This window comes from Paucilactobacillus oligofermentans DSM 15707 = LMG 22743, from assembly GCF_001434315.1.
Classification (GTDB): Bacteria; Bacillota; Bacilli; order Lactobacillales; family Lactobacillaceae; genus Paucilactobacillus; species Paucilactobacillus oligofermentans.
In genome coordinates, this window is sequence record NZ_AZFE01000031.1 from 221964 (window position 1) to 239088 (window position 17125).

Here is a 17125-nt window from a genome sequence, read left to right on the forward strand (position 1 = left end):
AATTATTCATAAATATCCAGTTTTATTGTTAATATATACAAAAAAACAGGCTGAGCAATTTCACTCAACCTGTTACATATTTTAAACTTCTAACTATTCACGATAATAAGCTTCTGATGCAAAACCAGCCTGACCGCCACCAGAAATTAATCGATCACGACTGATATCTGAATCATCATACCCATTAGCTATAGCACTAGATCCATCTACCCCAGCAGGAATAATGCTCAGTGGTTGGAAAGTACCATATGATTTCATATTAAAAGTTCCGATTGAACCCCTCATATATCCATCTTCGATATTCCCAGATCCAATAACTTCTTGATAGCCATTGTAATCATTCTTTCCATCAATAACTGCTCCCACAGTAATTGATACACTACTACCACTAGGTCTATCCATTGTTTTATCGGTGACAACTAAAGAATCACCAGTAGTTTCATTTTTCCAAGTTCCGACTAAACTAGAAAAATCATTAGTTGCTAATTGCGTTAAATCAAGTCTACTTTTAGCTTCTTTAACCTCATCCTTGGTCTGACTTGTATTATTCGAACTTGATTCTGATTCTAATGATGGTATTTTACCATCAATTACCTTTTCAAAATTATCAATTAGATCAGCATCATGTACAACGGTTACCGTTGGTTTGGAAGACGTACTAGTGTTCTGTAAAATTGTGGGGGCATTATTATGAATAGCAAACAAATACAATTTAGCATTATCAGTATCGTTTTCTGCATTAGTATAAGCCGCCACAATTTCATAATCTTGATTACCAACCCCAGTCGTTGACCACTCACCGGTTACGGTCTTCTCACCGATTTTCATCTTAATGTTTTTTAAATCACTTGGTAATGACATTTGATTAAACTTCAATTTATTATTCTTAGTTGCTTGTTCATAGGTGTCATCAAAATCATTCATAAATGATTTCAACTTATTATCTTTATTATCATTCCAATATTTTTTAGCATTCGACGTCGATTTATTCTTCGTATTACTCGTATTTACGGCAGTATCATTAGCATAAAATAGTTCATACCCACAAAATCCAACCGCAATCACTGCCACAACTCCCAGCATCCAAATAGCTTTTTTACTACTTAACAATATAATTACCTCCAATGATTATATTCAGTATTAGTAATATACCAATTGAGTTGGTCACAATTTGGCCAAAAATACGCATATATAATATGCGCATTCCCAATTTTATTCAGCTATTTCTGCTCCTAGTGCACCTTTAAAATGATTAAGTCCCCATTGTTGACCAGCATCATTTAGGGCTGCTACCGCCGATTGTGGTACCGTAATTTGATAATTCAAGTTATACGCATCGACTGCCGTATGCAATACGCAAATATCGGTACAAACACCCGTTAAAATCACATGGTTAATCTGACGAGCACGTAAATCAATATCTAAACTGGTTCCCGCAAACGAACTATACCGCGTTTTGTCCATCACCCCAACTTTAGGATGACTTTTATTATTCTCATACCATACTTTTAATGGACCATAGAATTCTCGTCCCCATGTATTTCTAACATTATGGATTGGAAATAACTTAGTCTCAGGATGATATGGATCATTAGGTGTATGAACATCGGTTGGTAACATTACCCAGCCATCATTCGCTAAAGTTTGGTCAGCTAATTGAACAATCCGATTCACAATTTCTTGGCCTGGTTTTCCACATGTCAGTGTCCCTTGGTCGTCAACAAAGTCGTTCGTATAATCGATAATTAATAATGCGTCTTGCTTACTCAAATTCATCACCTCATTGTTTTAGTTGGCTAAATTTTATCATTATCAACTACTAGTGTCATTTATTTAGCAAAAAAGGATTAAAACTCTTCCGTTAGGTAGAATTTCAATCCTTTTAAATTAATATTTACGACGATAGTCAAGTAATTGATGACTAATGTCAGCAGTTGCACCATAAACCTGTTTGTAGATTTTATGCATTGCTTGATACTTTTCAACATTTTCCGCATTTGGTGTATAAACTTTACCAAAGTGAACGAATTCCGCGGCACAATCTTGAACCGTATCGAACCATCCCAAACCAACAGCAGCTAACATGGCAGCTCCCATTCCTGGTCCTTGTTCATTTTCAAGACTAACAACCTTCTTATTGAAAATGTCAGCTTGAATTTGGAGCCAAAGTGGACTCTTTGATCCGCCACCAATCGATACAACCGTATCGAATTTTTGACCATTTTCATCAAAGATATCCATAATATCTGCGAATGAATAGATGATTCCTTCAAGAACTGCACGGACAAAATCGGCCCGAGTATCAGTTCCGTCAATCCCAATAAAGCTCCCGCGAATATCAGCATCAGCATATGGTGTCCGTTCACCAACAATATATGGTGTAAAGACTAACCCATTAGCTCCTACTTTTGATTCAGCAGCACTGGATACAAATTCAGTGAAATCATCAGTTGGTCCAAAAGTCTTCTTCAACCAACTCAAGCTATAACCAGCTGCTAAAGTTACTCCCATGGTATAGAATTTATCGGGAATTGCATGATTAAAGAAATGTAGTTTACCTTTGTAATCAACATTGGCATTATCATCATACTTCAAGACAACACCTGAAGTACCAATACTAGCCATCACCATGTTAGGTGCTAAAATACCTGATCCCACTGCCCCAGCAGCATTATCGGCAGCCCCACCAAACACTTTAGTAGTTTGCAATAGCCCAGAGAATAATGAATAGCTTTCCGAAATATTGCCAGCAAAGCCAATTGATTCGATCAATGGTGGACACATATCCATTGAAATACCGAATTTATCAGCAACGGTTTTACTCCATTCTTTCTTAGCAACATCGAGTAATACGGTTCCGGCAGCATCAGAATATTCCATCGCAATTTCGCCAGTCATGCGGTAACGCAAGTAGTCTTTAGGTAATAAGAATGTCTTTGCTTTAGCAAAAATATTAGGTTCATTTTCTTTAACCCATAAAATCTTAGGTAACGTAAATCCTTCAAGAGGTTGATTACGAGTAATATCAATAAATTCATCACCCATTACTTCAAGAATTTCTTCACGTTGTTTAGTGGTTCGAGTGTCGTTCCATAAAATTGCTGGACGCAAGACTTGTTTATTTTCATCAAGTAAAACTAGTCCATGCATCTGACCAGAATAACTAATTCCTTCAATTTCTTCAGGCTTAATTCCATCCTTCAAAATCAAACGAACAATTGAAACTGTAGTAGCAGAAACCCAGTCTTCTGGGTTTTGTTCACTATATCCTGGTTTGGGATTACTTAATTCATAATCAAAGCTTTCTTGTGCAACAATTTTACCGCTACGATCAACGGCTGAAACTTTAACTGCGCTAGTTCCTAAATCAACACCAAGTACATAACTCATCGTCGATTCCTCGCTTTCATTTTATAAAATAAAGTGGAGGGTGGAATAATTATTCCATCCTCCACTTATGATTTACCTATATTAACTTGTCATTAAGAAACTTTGATTACTTCAAAGCGTCAATAATGTAGTGGTTAATTGTATCTTTAACTTGTTCAAGATGATCTGAATGTGTAGCATCACGAACGTCTTTTTGAGTCTTATCAATTGAATAAGCTTCAAGTTCTGCTAGTCCTGCTTTACCACTTTCAATATCAGCACCAATACCCTTATCGTATGAAGAATAACGATCAGCGACAACGTTATCAAGAACCTTGTCTTCCTTCATCTTCAAGGCAACACGTAATCCGGCAGCAAATGTATCCATACCAACAATATGTGAGTAGAATAGGTCATTTGCTTCGAATGATGAACGACGTGGTTTAGAATCAAAGTTCAATCCACCATGAGGTCCAATTTGTCCTTCTTCAACAACTTCAGTCATAGCTGCAACTGATTCATAAAGGTTTGATGGGAATTCATCGATATCCCATCCGATTAGCTTGTCACCTTCGTTAGCATCTAATGATCCTAACATACCGGCTTCACGAGCAACACGGATTTCATGTTGATAAGTATGACCAGCTAAGTTAGCATGGTTACCTTCAAGGTTCAACTTGAAGTCTTTATCAAGATCGTATTCCTTTAAGAAGTTCATTGTTGTAGCAGCATCAAAGTCATATTGATGAGTCATTGGTTCCTTTGGTTTTGGTTCAAGCATGAATTGTGCGTCGAAACCAATTTCATTAGCATAATCTTTAGCCATATGGAATAACTTAGCAGCATGAGATTGTTCTAACTTCATATCAGTGTTCCAAAGTGATTCGTAACCTTCACGTCCACCCCAGAATACATAGTTTTCAGAACCTACGCGCTTACCAACTTCCAAGCTATGCTTGATTTGAGCAGCTGAATATGCGAATACGTCAGCAAATGGTGAAGTTGCAGCACCAGATACGAAACGAGGGTTTGAGAACATGTTTGAAGTATTCCAAAGAACTTTTTTACCTGTTGTTTTTTGGTATTCAACAATGCGATCAACAACTTTGTCTAAGTTTGCGTTAGTTTCACGAAGTGTGTCGCCTTCTGGGGCAAGATCACGGTCGTGGAATGCAAAGAAGTCAACGCCTAATTTATCATAAAATTCAAATGCGTAGTCAACCTTAGCAAGTGCCAAATCCATTGGATCTGAATACTTGTCATAAGGACGAACAGCAGTTCCGTCACCAAAGTTATCAATTAAACGTTGGTCAAATGTGTGCCAGTATGCAACTGAGAAACGCAACCAGTCACGCATTTTCTTTCCGCCGATAACTTCATCCGCGTTGTAATAATGAAATCCTAAACCTGATTCTAATTTATCTGTGCCCACGTAAGGGACTTTGTCTACGTTCCAATATGCCATGATTAAAAGTGCCTCCTGAATTTAGTTTGTTGTTTCAACCAACTTACAAGAATAGTATAACGCTTACATTTTATATTGCAACCCCTTTCACCAAAAAAATCGATAAAAATTCCCCGAATAATTAGTTTAAAGTCCTAACTATCCGAGGAACGTTATTTTATTCAAGCTTACAATATTTTTTCGAGGTCAGAATTAAACTTTAAGTCCATTCCATCCATTGCTAATGCTTTATGGGTAATTGCCGAGCATCCACCTAATAATGATGAATATCGGGCTCCTGGCATGTCAAAAATTTCAATTAGGTTATTACCTGACATGACCTTATACTTTGCATTCAAAACTGGAATCAATTCTGGAATATTTTCAACTAAATCTGAACTAATATAGATTGATTCAGGATTTAATTCCATCGCCGTATTATAAATAATCAACGTTAAATAACTACAAAAATCATCAACAGCTTTCACCACTTGCTCATTTTGCTTGTAATATAACTTAGCCATACCTGCAAAATCTAAACTAGGTTGACTTAAACTATCACGAATGGTTTCAATAATTGCATCTTGTGAGGCAAAGTCTTCAATCTTAATCAAATTAGTTGGATCACTAAAATCGGTTAAATAAACCGATCGACCAACTTCACCCGCTTCACCATATTCACCACGATAAATTTCATGGTCAATAATAATACCCGCACCAATTCCTTTATGAATACTAAATACAACAATATTATGTAATCGTTTATCTGATAATTTAGAAAAATCACGTTGTGCCATCGCAACTAAGTTAGCTTCATTTTCAAGTACAACTGGGACGTTAAATTCATCTTTTAAAACTTGATATAAATCAACATCTTGCATATCAATAAATGGCGAAGATTGAATCTTAGTATTTAACACAATTCCATGGATTGCAACCGAGATTCCCATTAAGCCAACACGAGTAGCATTTAAGCGTCTTACTTCATCTTTAAACATTTCGACTATTTCATAAATGTCTTTGCCAACTGTATAAATTCGATCATAAAAAAATGGCGTTCCTTCTATATAATTAGCCATGATATCTAAATGATTAAACCCTAAATCAAAATTAATCGTATACCCGTAGTCTTTATTGACTTTAATCATCACTGGTTTACGCCCACCGACTTCAGAACTATCACCTTGGCCAGTTTCAACGACTAGTTTTTTTTCTTTTAAGTCGTTATATATCGCTGATACTGTAGACTTATTAAGACCCAAATTACGAGAAATCTGAATTCTAGAGATTGGTTCATCGATAAAAATCTGTTGTAAAACTGATTTTTCATTATTACTTCTGATTTCTTCTTTTCTAAGCGTCATAATTACTCCTTGTTTATTACTTGATATATTTTATATTATCATAACCTCCAGTTAGTTTGAATAAAATAAATTGTATCAATTTTTAATTAGTTTGTTTTTTTACACAACCAACAACTGACTCTGATTATACAAGCGCTTTCATTAATATGCAATTGCTTTTAAATGTTTTATATATTTTAATTAATCTTCACTATTTAGATTATTGTTAAGTAGTGATAGAATGTATTTAATCGCTTACATTACAAACCTAATTAATACGGAGGAACCACTTATGAATATTGAAAAAGCCCCATTTGGAAAAATTAACTCACAAGATGTCGAAAAGTACACTTTAACTAATGATAACGGTGTTAGCATTTCCGTTCTTACGTTTGCTGCTCTCTGGCAAGCATTCAACGTTCCGGCTGATAAAGGAACTGTTAACTTGCTACTAAGTTCTGACAACCTTGAAAATTATACTAACAACCCCTTTTACGCTGGACGAATTGTTGGACGAATCGGTGGCCGTTTAAAAGGTGGCCAATTTGAAATTGATGGAACAACTTACCAAGTTGATCAAAATGAAGGTAATAACAGTCTTCATGGTGGCTCAAATGGTTTTGCTAATCAAGTATGGCAAGCTACAACTAACCAAACTGCTGACAGTGTTTCAGTTACACTTAGCTTTACCTTTACTCCAGCCATTGATAAATTCCCTGGTAATTTAGATGCTAAGGTAACTTATACATTACACAAGGATAATTCAGTAACCATTGACTTTGAAGGTACAACTGATGCTAATACATTATTTAACCCAACAAGTCATGCATACTGGAACTTGTCAGAAACTTATAATATTCTTAACCATACTTTCCAAGCAAATTCTGGATCACATCTTGAATTCGATGATGAAAAGATTGCAACTGGTAACTTATTGGTTAATGCCAATACACCATTTGACTTCAATCAACCTACACTATTCAAAGACGCAATCGATGGTATGTCAAATACTGATGAAAAGGGATTTGATGACATTTTAGTGGTTGACCCTGATAGTGATGAAGCCGCTGCTACCTTAAAAGATCAAGATAGTGGTCGCTCAATTAAATTATATTCAGATCGTAATGGTTTAGTTGTCTTCACCGCTAACTCATTTAATGACGTGGCTACCTATACTAACGGTCCTGCTCATCCATACCAAGCCGTTGCATTAGAAGCTCAAACTTTATCTGATACCCCACATCATCCTAACTTTGGTGATGTAACCTTGAAGGCTAACGAAACTAAGAACTATCAAATTAAAATTGTACCTGAATTTTAAGATATATATTTAAACCAAAAATAATCTCATCACTTTTACAGTGATGAGATTATTTTTTTACACTATTTACTTAAGCTAACCGACGTTCAAAATATTTTCCAACTAATGAAAGTGCGTAACATACAATAAAGTAAAGTACAGCTAAGGCAACAAACATTGGAATAATATAATTTGTGTTTTGACCATAAATAATTTGGGCATGATACATCATTTCAGGAAGAACAATAATCGTTCCCAATGAAGTATCCTTGATCAAAGAAATAAATTGGCTAACTAGTGCTGGAACCATGTTTTTCATTGCTTGAGGTAATACCACAATTCTTAACGCAGTCCAATAACCAATCCCATTTGATTGAGCACCTTCCATTTGACCCTTATCAATCGCAATAATTCCTGAACGAACAATTTCAGCAATCATCATTGATTCAAAGACGGTCATGGCAATAATTGCCGCGGCAATTACTGGTGGCTTAAATCCAAGATTAGGTAATCCAAAGTAAGTAAAGAAGATAATCAACAATAATGGTAAGTTACGAATTAGATCAATTACAAACCCAACAATTGCTGAAAAATACTTAATTTCAGAATAACGAATAACCCCTAAAATAGTCCCTAAAATAAAACTAAGAATAACTGAAATGACTGAAACTTCAACAGTAACCCACAAACCTTGTAGAAGGTAGCGTAGGTTTAACCATGAATATGCATCAATAAATGTTTGCATTTTCGACTACCTCCTTAGGCTAATTTTTTTTCTAGATGGCGCATGTAATAACTCAATGGCATCGTAATAATTAGGTACAAGATTCCAACAGCAAAGAACGTTGACATCGTTTGTAATGTGTCATTGGCAATCATATTACCTTGATACATCAAATCAAATCCCGCAACGAATGCCAAAACTGATGAGTTTTTAACTAGGTTAATAAATTGATTACCCAATGGTGGAATCACAATTTTGAAAGCTTGCGGTAAAATAATGTGCCGCATAGCTTGCCAAAAAGATAATCCATTAGACTGGGCCCCTTCCATTTGACCGCCATCAACGGACTGAATTCCTGCCCGCACGGTTTCAGCAATAAATGCTGAGGTGTAAATGGTTAATCCAATAGTTCCAGCAGCAAATCCACTAATTTTTACAACGTAAAGTGGAATAACTACAAAGAAGAACATAGTGATAACCAATAATGGAATATTACGGAAAACTTCAACGTAAATATTACCGATAACTCGCATTGCTTTATTAGGCATAATTTCAAAAATAGCAAACATAGTTCCAATGATCAAACTGAAGAATAGCGCAATAATACTACACAACAACGTTTGTCCGAAACCTTGTAATAACGGTTGCCATTCAGTTGCAAAAATATGAATCATTATCGCTTCATCTCCTCATAATTGAATCCTTGGACATTTCCAAACCATTTCATCAGTATCTTATTGTAAGTACCATCTTTTTCAATCGCTGTTAAGGCTTTATTAATTCGGTTTTTAAAGTTAGTCTGTCCTTTGTTAACAGCAATCCCATATGGTTCTTGAGTGAATGACCCACCAACAACCACATAACCAGGATTATCTGCTGACATTCCGTACAAAATACCATTATCAGTTGTCAACGCATCCCCTTGGCCTGACTTCAATGCCGTTAAGGCTTGTGCATAATCAGACATTTGTAGCAGTTTCGCCTTGGGAGCAAACTTACCAATATTTTGAACTGAGTTTGACCCTACTACTCCAATTACCACTTTACCTTTTTTATTCAAATCCTTAACACTTTTAATTGAACTGCCTTTTTTTACTAAAATCGATTGTCCTGCATTAAAGTATGAACGAGTAAAATCAACTTGCTTAGCTCGTTCTGGTGTAATTGTCATTGTTGCAATAATAGCATCTATATTGCCATTTCTAAGTAATGGCACCCGGGTTGAACTAGTAATTGGTACGAAAATTGCTTTACCATCCTTACCAAGAATTTCTTTAGTTAACGCCTTAGCGATATCTACTTCAAACCCTTGATCAATACTAGTTTTAATGTTCATTAAACCGAATAATTTTGTATCAGCTTTAACACCCCAGGTAATCGTGTTTGCGTTTGTATCAACTTTTAAAACATCTTGTTTTGATAGAGCTTTGCTTGACCCACAAGCTGTCATTGTGACTAGCAATAACGCAAGAGCAGCAAACAAGCCCATGAAACGACCAACCTTTTTCATGGCTGTTTCCCCCTTCTTACTTGTGTACAATAATTTTACTTAAGAATTGACGAGCACGTTCATTACTTGGTTCACCATCGAAGAATTGTTCTTTAGTATCGTCCTCAAGAATTTCACCATCAGCCATAAAAATAACCCGATCTCCCACTTCACGAGCAAAGCCCATTTCATGAGTTACCACGATCATTCCCATGCTAGAATCACGTGCGATATCTTTCATAACGTTTAGAACATCATCAATCATTTCAGGATCTAGGGCAGAAGTTGGTTCATCAAATAGAATCAACTTAGGACTCATAGCCAAACTACGTGCAATCGCAATTCGTTGTTGTTGTCCACCAGAAAGTTGACGTGGATAATTATTAGCTTTACTTTCAAGACCAACCTTTTTAAGTAAACTTAAGGCTAATTCTTTATTTTCTTTTTCATCACGTTTAAGAACAATTCGTGGTGCTAACATGATATTTTCAATCACTGTTTTATTCGCGTACAAATTGAAATGTTGGAAAACCATCCCAACATTCTTACGAATCTTATTTGCATCAGTTTTTTTATCGGCTAAATCAAAGCCATCAACAATTAGACGACCTTCTTGAATTGGTTCAAGGCCGTTAATTGTTCGGATTAAAGTACTCTTTCCAGAGCCTGAAGGTCCGATTAAAACAACCGTTTCACCGGCTTCCACCGTTAAATTGATATCCTTTAAGGCATGGAAATCGCCGTAATACTTTTGGACATCGTGAAATTCGACCATTGACATATGAAAATCCTCCACTCTTTCGCACGGTTTCTAATCAAAACCTAACGCCGATTTAAATTAACGCTAGGTAGAATTTTATACCATAACGGGGGTGTCGTCAAAGAATTGTTAACATTATCGTTGTAAAAAATTCACAAGTTTATCAATTTTGGTAAAAAAATATATAAAAAAACACGATTATTAACTTCTAATCGTGTCTTTCACTCATTAGTTACCGATATTTTTAAAATTATTTTCAATAAATTTACTAATTCGTTTCATTGCTTCTTGTAAGTTTGCCATTGATGAAGCATAACTAATTCGAATGTAGCCCTCGCCGCCAGGACCAAATGGTGACCCAGCCACTAGTGCAACTTTTTGTTCAACTAATAATTGACGGCAAAAGTCCCAGTCAGAGATTTCCCATGAAGCCGGAATCTTACAAAATGAATAAAATGCTCCTTGCGGTTTCGTGGCTTTAAACCCAAAACTAGTCATTTGTTCATGCACAAATTCACCACGTTTTTGATAATCTTTACACATTTCAAGACCATCATCAAAACCATTAGTAAGAGCTTCTTCAGCAGCATCTTGAGCCACATAAGTCGCCGTGGTTACAGAAAATTGATGCATTTTAAATAACTCTTTTTGAATATCTGCTTGTGCAGCCATAATTCCAATGCGCCAACCGGTCATTGCGTGTGACTTAGAGACACCATTAATTAAAATTGTTTGTTCAGGAAGGTATTCAGCAATCGAAACATGCTTTTCACCATATGTTAATTCACTATAAATTTCATCTGCAATGACGAATACATTCCGATCAGATAACACATCCGCGATTGCTTTAGTATCTTTACGACGATAAGTGACTCCGGTTGGATTTGAAGGAAAATTCAATACCACCGCTTTAATTTTATCACCATGTTCATCTAAGGTTGCTTTTAACTTTGCAGGACTAAGTACAAAATCTTCTTCCGCCGTATTGATATAGACGGGCACAACTCCATGAGCCTTCAGAATCGAAATATACATTGGCCAAATTGGTGTTGGCACGATAATCTCATCACCAGGATTGGTCACCGACAAAACAGCTGTAGCAATTGCTTCAGTCGCTCCAACCGTAACAATCATATTGTCTGCAGTGTAATTGAGATTATATTTTTTATCGAGAAAATCTGCGGCAGCAGCGCGTAACCCTGGTGTCCCAGCAGATTGTGGATAATGAGAGTGGTTGTTTTCAATGCTCTTAATCGCAGCTTGCTTAATATGCTCTGGGGTATTGAAATCTGGTTCACCCAAAGTTAATTTAATGACTCCCGGAATTTTTGATGCTTCCTGGTCAAACGCTCGTATACTTGATGGTTTAACGTCTGCTAATTCATCATGCATTCGGCCTAACAATTGTTGTACCTTTTCGCTCATGTCCATCCCTCAATTCTATTAATTAAAAACTGACTATAATATAGCAACCACCAGGGATTGTGTCAAAGTTAATTTGTGAACATGACTTATTTTGTACTCTTAAAATAAAAAAGGCATATCACAAGTAATCCACTTGTAATACGCCAGTTAGTAACGTTTTAATCCTATTGCGTAATTTTACTTATCATCTTTGCCTTTATAAGCAACCTTAACATTCAACTCGTACGGACGATCATGTTCGATTGTGGCATCGCTTCGACCCGCAAACTTTTCTGGTCCACCGGTAATAAATACATTCGCAAGGAAAATATGATAATCTTCCTGTGCTGATTTAATATCAGTTAATCCGACACTAGTTAAATGCCCCACTGCTAGCCGTTCCATCCGATTTAAACCAATGAAGATTTCTAAGCGACCACCCGTTGGTACTAATTCGAAATAAGGTACCGTTTGATTTTCAACTAATTTTTGCGTTGATTCATCTTCTTTACGACTTCGCTTCACAATTTCTTTTTCCGTGCGATGTCCGTAATCAGCTTGCAAAATATTTTCTCGAATCAGTTGTTTAACCACCCGTTTCAAATTAGCTTGTTCATGATCATTAATCGCAACATCTGCCGGTAGAATTTGGTCATTAACAAAGAGTCCATTGGCGGGTACATTCATATTGCCTTGTTGATGAGCTAAACGTTCTGCTTCAGTTAGTTTTGGACCACCCAATAACTTTTCAATTTTAGGTGAAATATCAAATTTAGCTTTTTTATCTGTAAAATAATAAATAAAATTCAACACCACAAAGTACATTAACGCAGCAAAGGCCAGCATAAACAGCAAACCTCGAACATAAGCCTGATTTTTTAATAAGCGAAACGCAACATAGAATAAATAAAACTCACCAAAGAAACCTACAACCACGTAAGCTTGATTTTTTAATTTAGTATTTACATTAAAGTAACTTAATGAACGGTTAATCATATCTAAAATCGTTAACATATTATTTTCTCCTATTAACTTGTTGCATTGGCTGCCGTAGTTGTTGTTGTGCTTGAACTTGTTGTGGTATCAGTTGCCGAATCAGTAGTAGCGTCAGCAGATGAATCAGCCGTTGAATCAGCCGCTGTATCAGCAGTCGTATCTGTATCAGCGGTCGTAGTTGTTGCTGCCTTTGACTCCTCAGTGCTTGAGCTAGATGCTGAGCTGCTTTCTTTAGGCACACTTGACGAACTCGAAGACACTGCAGAGCTAGAACTAACACTTACGCTGGAACTTGAACTCGTTGGTGCTCCTTCACTAGTATGCGTCGTTGTATTCACAACCACATTGGTGGCGCTTAATGCCAACACAAGTGAAACAATTGCAAACGGCGTGATAAATGGTGGGGTTCGATATGCCATAGTTTATTTCTCCTTTAATAGCTTTGAATACATTTTAAATCAAAATTCCGATTTTATGCTGATTTTATTGTTAAAGATTCTATAAGTTTGTCTTAACCGTTTCTGCTAAAAATGACAGTAAAATTATCTTTCACTATCGATCTAATTATTTTTATCTTTTGAAGGATATCTTACATATGTAGCAGGTTTCTTATCGTCATCTTTACCAATGTTTAAAAACACGTTTTTATTTAAAATGTAATCCATTGGAAAGACTAATAAAAAGATTGACCATCCTAGAACTCCTGTCCACACAATATCTCTCATGATTGACTGTTTTCTAATCGAATATAAATCTTTCGGATTCCATTCAATTTTAACCTTATCGCCCTTATCCAAAAAACCATCAAGCTTAGTTTCTGGTGAAAAAGGAATCATGGCTTGCTTTTCTGGACTGTAAAACTCAACATTAGCCCTCGTATGATTCTGATAAAAGCCGCCACGTCCACTATGCGTTGTATAATGTTCTTCAATTCCAACAACTGTTGCAGTGGCGTGCTCATACGTAATCTCATCATATAAATAGATAGACGAAAAAATCATCAAAATTATCGCAAAACAAATATCAACGATATTGCCTTTCATAATCCGATGATTAACATTAATTACTTTTTTCTTCTTTTTACTAATCTTATTTAGCTTAGCTACCTTATTACCATAAGCAATAATATTTAAAAATCTTATTGTTTTCCCGATTTTTCTGAATAAACTCATTTATTAATCCCCAATAATAAGTAAGTAATTTATGCGTTCAAATTTTGTTGCTTTTTACATTCAGCACATAGACCATATAATTCAAATCGATGGCCATCAATTTCAGCACCCGGTAATTGTTGATCAAAAAAAGTCATATCAATTGGGCACATTTCAATTTCTTGAACTAATCCACAATTTGAACAAACAAAGTGATGATGATGCATATGTTTATAATCGCACTGAAATTTAACTTGCATCTGATCATTTTTCACGTGCATTTCGACAATGCCAATTTCCTCGAACTCTTTTAAGTTACGATAAATCGTGTTATGACTCATCCCCGGATACAGTTGTCGTAAATATTCATCGACTTTCGTAACATCGACATACCTTTGTTGATGTTCAGCTAAATAATCAACCAACGATTTACGTTGCTTAGTTAATTTATACTTTTCATCTTTTAAAATTTTAAGTGCTTGACCTACTTCTACAGCCATTTTATTCCCCCGCTAAATAATAACGATTACGCTTTAAATATTTTAGCATAGATAAACTGATAACTACAAATTACTAACTCCGCAATCTAATCTTTAAGTTCCGTAACAATTCGATCAAGCTCTTGCTTAGTTTGATTCCAATTATCGTTCACAATCACTTTAGATTGACCATCAAGCTGTTTAGGAATTTTCAAATCACGATGATATTCGGCACTCTTAATCCGTTGAATTAACGCAATCTTTTCGTCGCCGCGATTAGCTAACCGCTCCTTTAATGCATCCGGTTCTGAAACCGTTAAGAAAATCACAACCGCTTGATCTCCCAAAACTTCTTTATAGGTAGTTGCACCCTTTGAGTCAAGCACAATAGTCACTAAATCAGCCTTTTCCCAAGCTTGGTCTAAACCTTCCATTGATGAACCATACTGATTAAAATCATAGGTCACCTGTTCTAACAACGTTAATTTGCGCATGCTCTCATGAGTCTCAAAATAATAATCAAACCCATCGGCTTCTCCCTCACGTGGCTTACGGGTAGTATGCGTAATTACCTTGGGTAGATGATGTTTGCTTTGTAAATACTTACTAACCGTTGTTTTTCCAGAACCTGTTGCCCCCGTAATTACCAATACTCGCTTCATTTCGTTACCCTACTCTTCATTTTGTTTTTCAAGATACTGATTAACTTGATCTAATAGTTCTTTTAAATTATCATACGTTAATTTTTCACGTGCTGCCACATAATTTAACCATTGCGACCCATCAATTTCAATTGTTTGTAGTTCAATCGGAGTTTCTTCACTGACTTTCGCCGTAAATAAATTCATTTCTTTATGATTACCATTTGGTAAATCATATTCAGTTTTAACGCCAAAAGCTTGGTCAATTGGTAAATCTAATTTAGTTTCTTCATATATTTCACGATGAGCCGTGGTGACTAAATCTTCCCCGATTTCAACATGTCCTTTAGGGAAGCCCCAAAAATGTCCCTGATTACCACTTTTTAATAATAGGTACTGAATCTCATTATTTTTTAATCGATATACAATGGCTCCACTTGTGATTTCTAAGCTCATTTTTCATCATCCTTTATTAATTATTATGTTTTTAATTTTAACGTTATTTTAATTTTAATCAACTTATGGTAGAATCTATTTTATCTTGTTTTTAAAATTTAAAGAGGTGGTGTATTAGATGTTCACAAAATTTTTACGTAAAGAAAGTTTGGACCGATACTTAGAAAGTGATCGCCATTTTGCGAAGACCCTATCAGCGTTTGATCTAATCGCCCTTGGGGTCGGAGCCGTAATTGGTACTGGGATTTTTATTCTCCCAGGAACTGTGGCCGCTACAACTAGTGGTCCTGGTATTATTCTATCATTTTTATTCTCAGCCATTGTTTGTGCACTTGCTGCAATGTGCTATGCCGAATTTTCTTCTGCCTTGCCTGTTGCCGGTAGTGCCTACTCTTATGGTAACCTTGTTATGGGTGAAATTGTTGGTTGGATTATTGGTTGGGCGTTAATTCTTGAATACATGCTAGCCGTGGCCGCCGTTTCTACCGGTTGGGCTGCATACTTCAATTCATTTATTCAAGGCTTTGGTTTAAGCATTCCTAAAGCCATTTCCGGACCTTTTGATCCAGCCCATGGCACATATATCAACTTAGTTGCGATTATTATTATCCTTGCAATCGGTGCTATGCTTTCTCGTGGAATGAGCACGTCAATGCGGATTAATAACTGGGCAGTAATTATCAAAGTTGCTATCATTTTTATTTTTATTTTAGTTGGAATTTTCTTTGTTAAGCCTCAAAATTGGCATCCGTTCTTACCATATAAAATGAACGGGGTGTTCCAAGGAGCGGCAGTTGTCTTCTTTGCTTATCTTGGCTTTGACGCTGTTTCATCATCAGCTGCCGAAGTTAAAAATCCAAAAAAGAATATGCCAATTGGGATTATCGGAACCTTACTAATTGCGACTATCCTATATATTGCGGTGTCGATTGTCCTAACTGGAATGGTAAAATATACTGATCTTGATGTTGCTAACCCTGTTTCATTTGCTCTTCAAGTAGCTAATCAAAGTTGGGCTGCTGGAATCATTTCAATTGGTGCCTTAATTGGTATGTTCACAATGATGGTTACAATGATCTACTCAAGCTCACGTTTAGTTTATTCAATTGGTCGTGATGGTTTACTTCCAACATTTTTAAGTAAAATTAGTGATAAAAATAAAATACCACAAAATGCATTAATTGCGGTTACCATTATCATCGCCTTTATGGGTGGGTTCGTACCACTAGATGAATTAACTAGTTTGGTTAATATTGGAACCTTGCTTGCCTTTACTTTTGTTTCATTTGGAATTATTCCACTTCGTCGTCGTAAGGACATAAAAAATGAAGGTGGCTTCCGCGTTCCTTGGTATCCCGCACTTCCAATTATCTCAGGAATTGCTTGTTTAGCCATGTTGACTCGGCTTCAATTACAGACTTGGTTAGCTGCTGGTATCTGGTTCTTAGTTGGATTAATCATTTATCTGACTTATGGATTTAAGCACAGCAAAATTAATACAAAATAGTTTATCAAGCATTTGTTGAACGATAGCAAATGCTTTTTTATTTGCACTAAATTAAATAAACG

At 35.9% G+C, this 17125-nt stretch carries 18 protein-coding genes; 2 read left to right on the plus strand and 16 right to left on the minus strand.

Translation table 11 applies throughout. The features are described 5' to 3' along the window. Nucleotides 1–93 precede the first annotated feature (93 nt). The 5 genes from FC70_RS04725 to FC70_RS04745 all read right to left on the minus strand — a co-directional run bounded on the left by FC70_RS04725 (nt 94) and on the right by FC70_RS04745 (nt 6177). Nucleotides 94–1110: a DUF4767 domain-containing protein gene (locus FC70_RS04725; RefSeq protein WP_057889849.1), complete on the minus strand. Its 1017-nt coding sequence runs from the start codon at nt 1108–1110 to the stop codon at nt 94–96. A 102-nt stretch (nt 1111–1212) separates the two neighbouring features. Next, entirely contained in the window at nt 1213–1776 is a 564-nt protein-coding gene (locus FC70_RS04730; protein WP_057889850.1) for a cysteine hydrolase family protein, read from the minus strand. Nucleotides 1777–1887: 111 nt separating this feature from the next. Further along, the gene (gene xylB, locus FC70_RS04735; RefSeq protein WP_057889851.1) at nt 1888–3390 is read right to left on the minus strand and encodes a xylulokinase; all 1503 of its coding nucleotides are present in this window, start codon (nt 3388–3390) and stop codon (nt 1888–1890) included. A 106-nt stretch (nt 3391–3496) separates the two neighbouring features. Beyond that, nucleotides 3497–4834, minus strand: coding sequence for a xylose isomerase (gene xylA, locus FC70_RS04740; protein ID WP_057889852.1), 1338 nt, complete (start codon nt 4832–4834; stop codon nt 3497–3499). Nucleotides 4835–5001: 167 nt separating this feature from the next. After that, nucleotides 5002–6177 (minus strand): ROK family transcriptional regulator, encoded by a 1176-nt coding sequence (locus FC70_RS04745; protein WP_057889853.1) that lies wholly within the window; start codon nt 6175–6177, stop codon nt 5002–5004. Nucleotides 6178–6448: 271 nt separating this feature from the next. Here FC70_RS04745 and FC70_RS04750 point away from each other — a divergent pair, with 271 nt between their 5' ends. Continuing rightward, nucleotides 6449–7477: an aldose epimerase family protein gene (locus tag FC70_RS04750; RefSeq protein WP_057889854.1), complete on the plus strand. Its 1029-nt coding sequence runs from the start codon at nt 6449–6451 to the stop codon at nt 7475–7477. Between the two features lie 70 nt (nt 7478–7547). Here the strand turns inward: FC70_RS04750 and FC70_RS04755 are convergent, their stop codons facing one another. From FC70_RS04755 to FC70_RS04805, 11 genes are all read right to left on the minus strand, one after another. Then, nucleotides 7548–8201 (minus strand): amino acid ABC transporter permease, encoded by a 654-nt coding sequence (locus FC70_RS04755; RefSeq protein WP_057889855.1) that lies wholly within the window; start codon nt 8199–8201, stop codon nt 7548–7550. A 14-nt stretch (nt 8202–8215) separates the two neighbouring features. Next, complete coding sequence (locus FC70_RS04760; RefSeq protein ID WP_057889856.1) at nt 8216–8854, minus strand: amino acid ABC transporter permease; 639 nt, start codon at nt 8852–8854, stop codon at nt 8216–8218. Further along, complete coding sequence (locus FC70_RS04765; RefSeq protein WP_057889857.1) at nt 8854–9690, minus strand: transporter substrate-binding domain-containing protein; 837 nt, start codon at nt 9688–9690, stop codon at nt 8854–8856. The genes FC70_RS04760 and FC70_RS04765 overlap by 1 nt, the downstream gene beginning before the upstream one ends. A 16-nt stretch (nt 9691–9706) precedes the next feature. After that, a complete protein-coding gene (locus tag FC70_RS04770) occupies nt 9707–10450 on the minus strand; it encodes an amino acid ABC transporter ATP-binding protein (RefSeq protein ID WP_057889858.1) in 744 nt (247 codons plus the stop codon). A 207-nt stretch (nt 10451–10657) separates the two neighbouring features. Further along, the gene (locus FC70_RS04775) at nt 10658–11854 is read right to left on the minus strand and encodes an aminotransferase class I/II-fold pyridoxal phosphate-dependent enzyme (protein WP_057889859.1); all 1197 of its coding nucleotides are present in this window, start codon (nt 11852–11854) and stop codon (nt 10658–10660) included. 177 nt (nt 11855–12031) lie between these two features. After that, complete coding sequence (locus FC70_RS04780; RefSeq protein WP_057889860.1) at nt 12032–12847, minus strand: DUF6681 family protein; 816 nt, start codon at nt 12845–12847, stop codon at nt 12032–12034. A gap of 14 nt (nt 12848–12861) precedes the next feature. Beyond that, nucleotides 12862–13248: a hypothetical protein gene (locus FC70_RS04785; protein ID WP_057889861.1), complete on the minus strand. Its 387-nt coding sequence runs from the start codon at nt 13246–13248 to the stop codon at nt 12862–12864. A 141-nt stretch (nt 13249–13389) separates the two neighbouring features. Then, nucleotides 13390–14001, minus strand: a complete 612-nt coding sequence (locus tag FC70_RS04790; RefSeq protein ID WP_057889862.1) for a hypothetical protein — start codon at nt 13999–14001, stop codon at nt 13390–13392. 29 nt (nt 14002–14030) lie between these two features. After that, nucleotides 14031–14480 (minus strand): Fur family transcriptional regulator, encoded by a 450-nt coding sequence (locus FC70_RS04795; protein ID WP_057889863.1) that lies wholly within the window; start codon nt 14478–14480, stop codon nt 14031–14033. An 86-nt stretch (nt 14481–14566) separates the two neighbouring features. Continuing rightward, entirely contained in the window at nt 14567–15121 is a 555-nt protein-coding gene (locus FC70_RS04800; RefSeq protein ID WP_057889864.1) for a guanylate kinase, read from the minus strand. Nucleotides 15122–15130: 9 nt separating this feature from the next. Then, nucleotides 15131–15556: a bis(5'-nucleosyl)-tetraphosphatase gene (locus tag FC70_RS04805; protein ID WP_057889865.1), complete on the minus strand. Its 426-nt coding sequence runs from the start codon at nt 15554–15556 to the stop codon at nt 15131–15133. A gap of 118 nt (nt 15557–15674) precedes the next feature. Here FC70_RS04805 and FC70_RS04810 point away from each other — a divergent pair, with 118 nt between their 5' ends. Then, nucleotides 15675–17063, plus strand: a complete 1389-nt coding sequence (locus FC70_RS04810; RefSeq protein ID WP_057889866.1) for an APC family permease — start codon at nt 15675–15677, stop codon at nt 17061–17063. Nucleotides 17064–17125: the final 62 nt, after the last annotated feature.

What these genes read in the sequence shown, in the direction of transcription:
- FC70_RS04730 (WP_057889850.1), bottom strand. Translation starts at nt 1,776, where the DNA reads ATGAATTTGAGTAAGCAAGACGCATTATTAATTATCGATTATACGAAC.
- xylB (WP_057889851.1), bottom strand. Translation starts at nt 3,390, where the DNA reads ATGAGTTATGTACTTGGTGTTGATTTAGGAACTAGCGCAGTTAAAGTT.
- xylA (WP_057889852.1), bottom strand. Translation starts at nt 4,834, where the DNA reads ATGGCATATTGGAACGTAGACAAAGTCCCTTACGTGGGCACAGATAAA.
- FC70_RS04745 (WP_057889853.1), bottom strand. Translation starts at nt 6,177, where the DNA reads ATGACGCTTAGAAAAGAAGAAATCAGAAGTAATAATGAAAAATCAGTT.
- FC70_RS04750 (WP_057889854.1), top strand. Translation starts at nt 6,449, where the DNA reads ATGAATATTGAAAAAGCCCCATTTGGAAAAATTAACTCACAAGATGTC.
- FC70_RS04755 (WP_057889855.1), bottom strand. Translation starts at nt 8,201, where the DNA reads ATGCAAACATTTATTGATGCATATTCATGGTTAAACCTACGCTACCTT.
- FC70_RS04760 (WP_057889856.1), bottom strand. Translation starts at nt 8,854, where the DNA reads ATGATTCATATTTTTGCAACTGAATGGCAACCGTTATTACAAGGTTTC.
- FC70_RS04765 (WP_057889857.1), bottom strand. Translation starts at nt 9,690, where the DNA reads ATGAAAAAGGTTGGTCGTTTCATGGGCTTGTTTGCTGCTCTTGCGTTA.
- FC70_RS04770 (WP_057889858.1), bottom strand. Translation starts at nt 10,450, where the DNA reads ATGTCAATGGTCGAATTTCACGATGTCCAAAAGTATTACGGCGATTTC.
- FC70_RS04775 (WP_057889859.1), bottom strand. Translation starts at nt 11,854, where the DNA reads ATGAGCGAAAAGGTACAACAATTGTTAGGCCGAATGCATGATGAATTA.
- FC70_RS04780 (WP_057889860.1), bottom strand. Translation starts at nt 12,847, where the DNA reads ATGTTAACGATTTTAGATATGATTAACCGTTCATTAAGTTACTTTAAT.
- FC70_RS04785 (WP_057889861.1), bottom strand. Translation starts at nt 13,248, where the DNA reads ATGGCATATCGAACCCCACCATTTATCACGCCGTTTGCAATTGTTTCA.
- FC70_RS04790 (WP_057889862.1), bottom strand. Translation starts at nt 14,001, where the DNA reads ATGAGTTTATTCAGAAAAATCGGGAAAACAATAAGATTTTTAAATATT.
- FC70_RS04795 (WP_057889863.1), bottom strand. Translation starts at nt 14,480, where the DNA reads ATGGCTGTAGAAGTAGGTCAAGCACTTAAAATTTTAAAAGATGAAAAG.
- FC70_RS04800 (WP_057889864.1), bottom strand. Translation starts at nt 15,121, where the DNA reads ATGAAGCGAGTATTGGTAATTACGGGGGCAACAGGTTCTGGAAAAACA.
- FC70_RS04805 (WP_057889865.1), bottom strand. Translation starts at nt 15,556, where the DNA reads ATGAGCTTAGAAATCACAAGTGGAGCCATTGTATATCGATTAAAAAAT.
- FC70_RS04810 (WP_057889866.1), top strand. Translation starts at nt 15,675, where the DNA reads ATGTTCACAAAATTTTTACGTAAAGAAAGTTTGGACCGATACTTAGAA.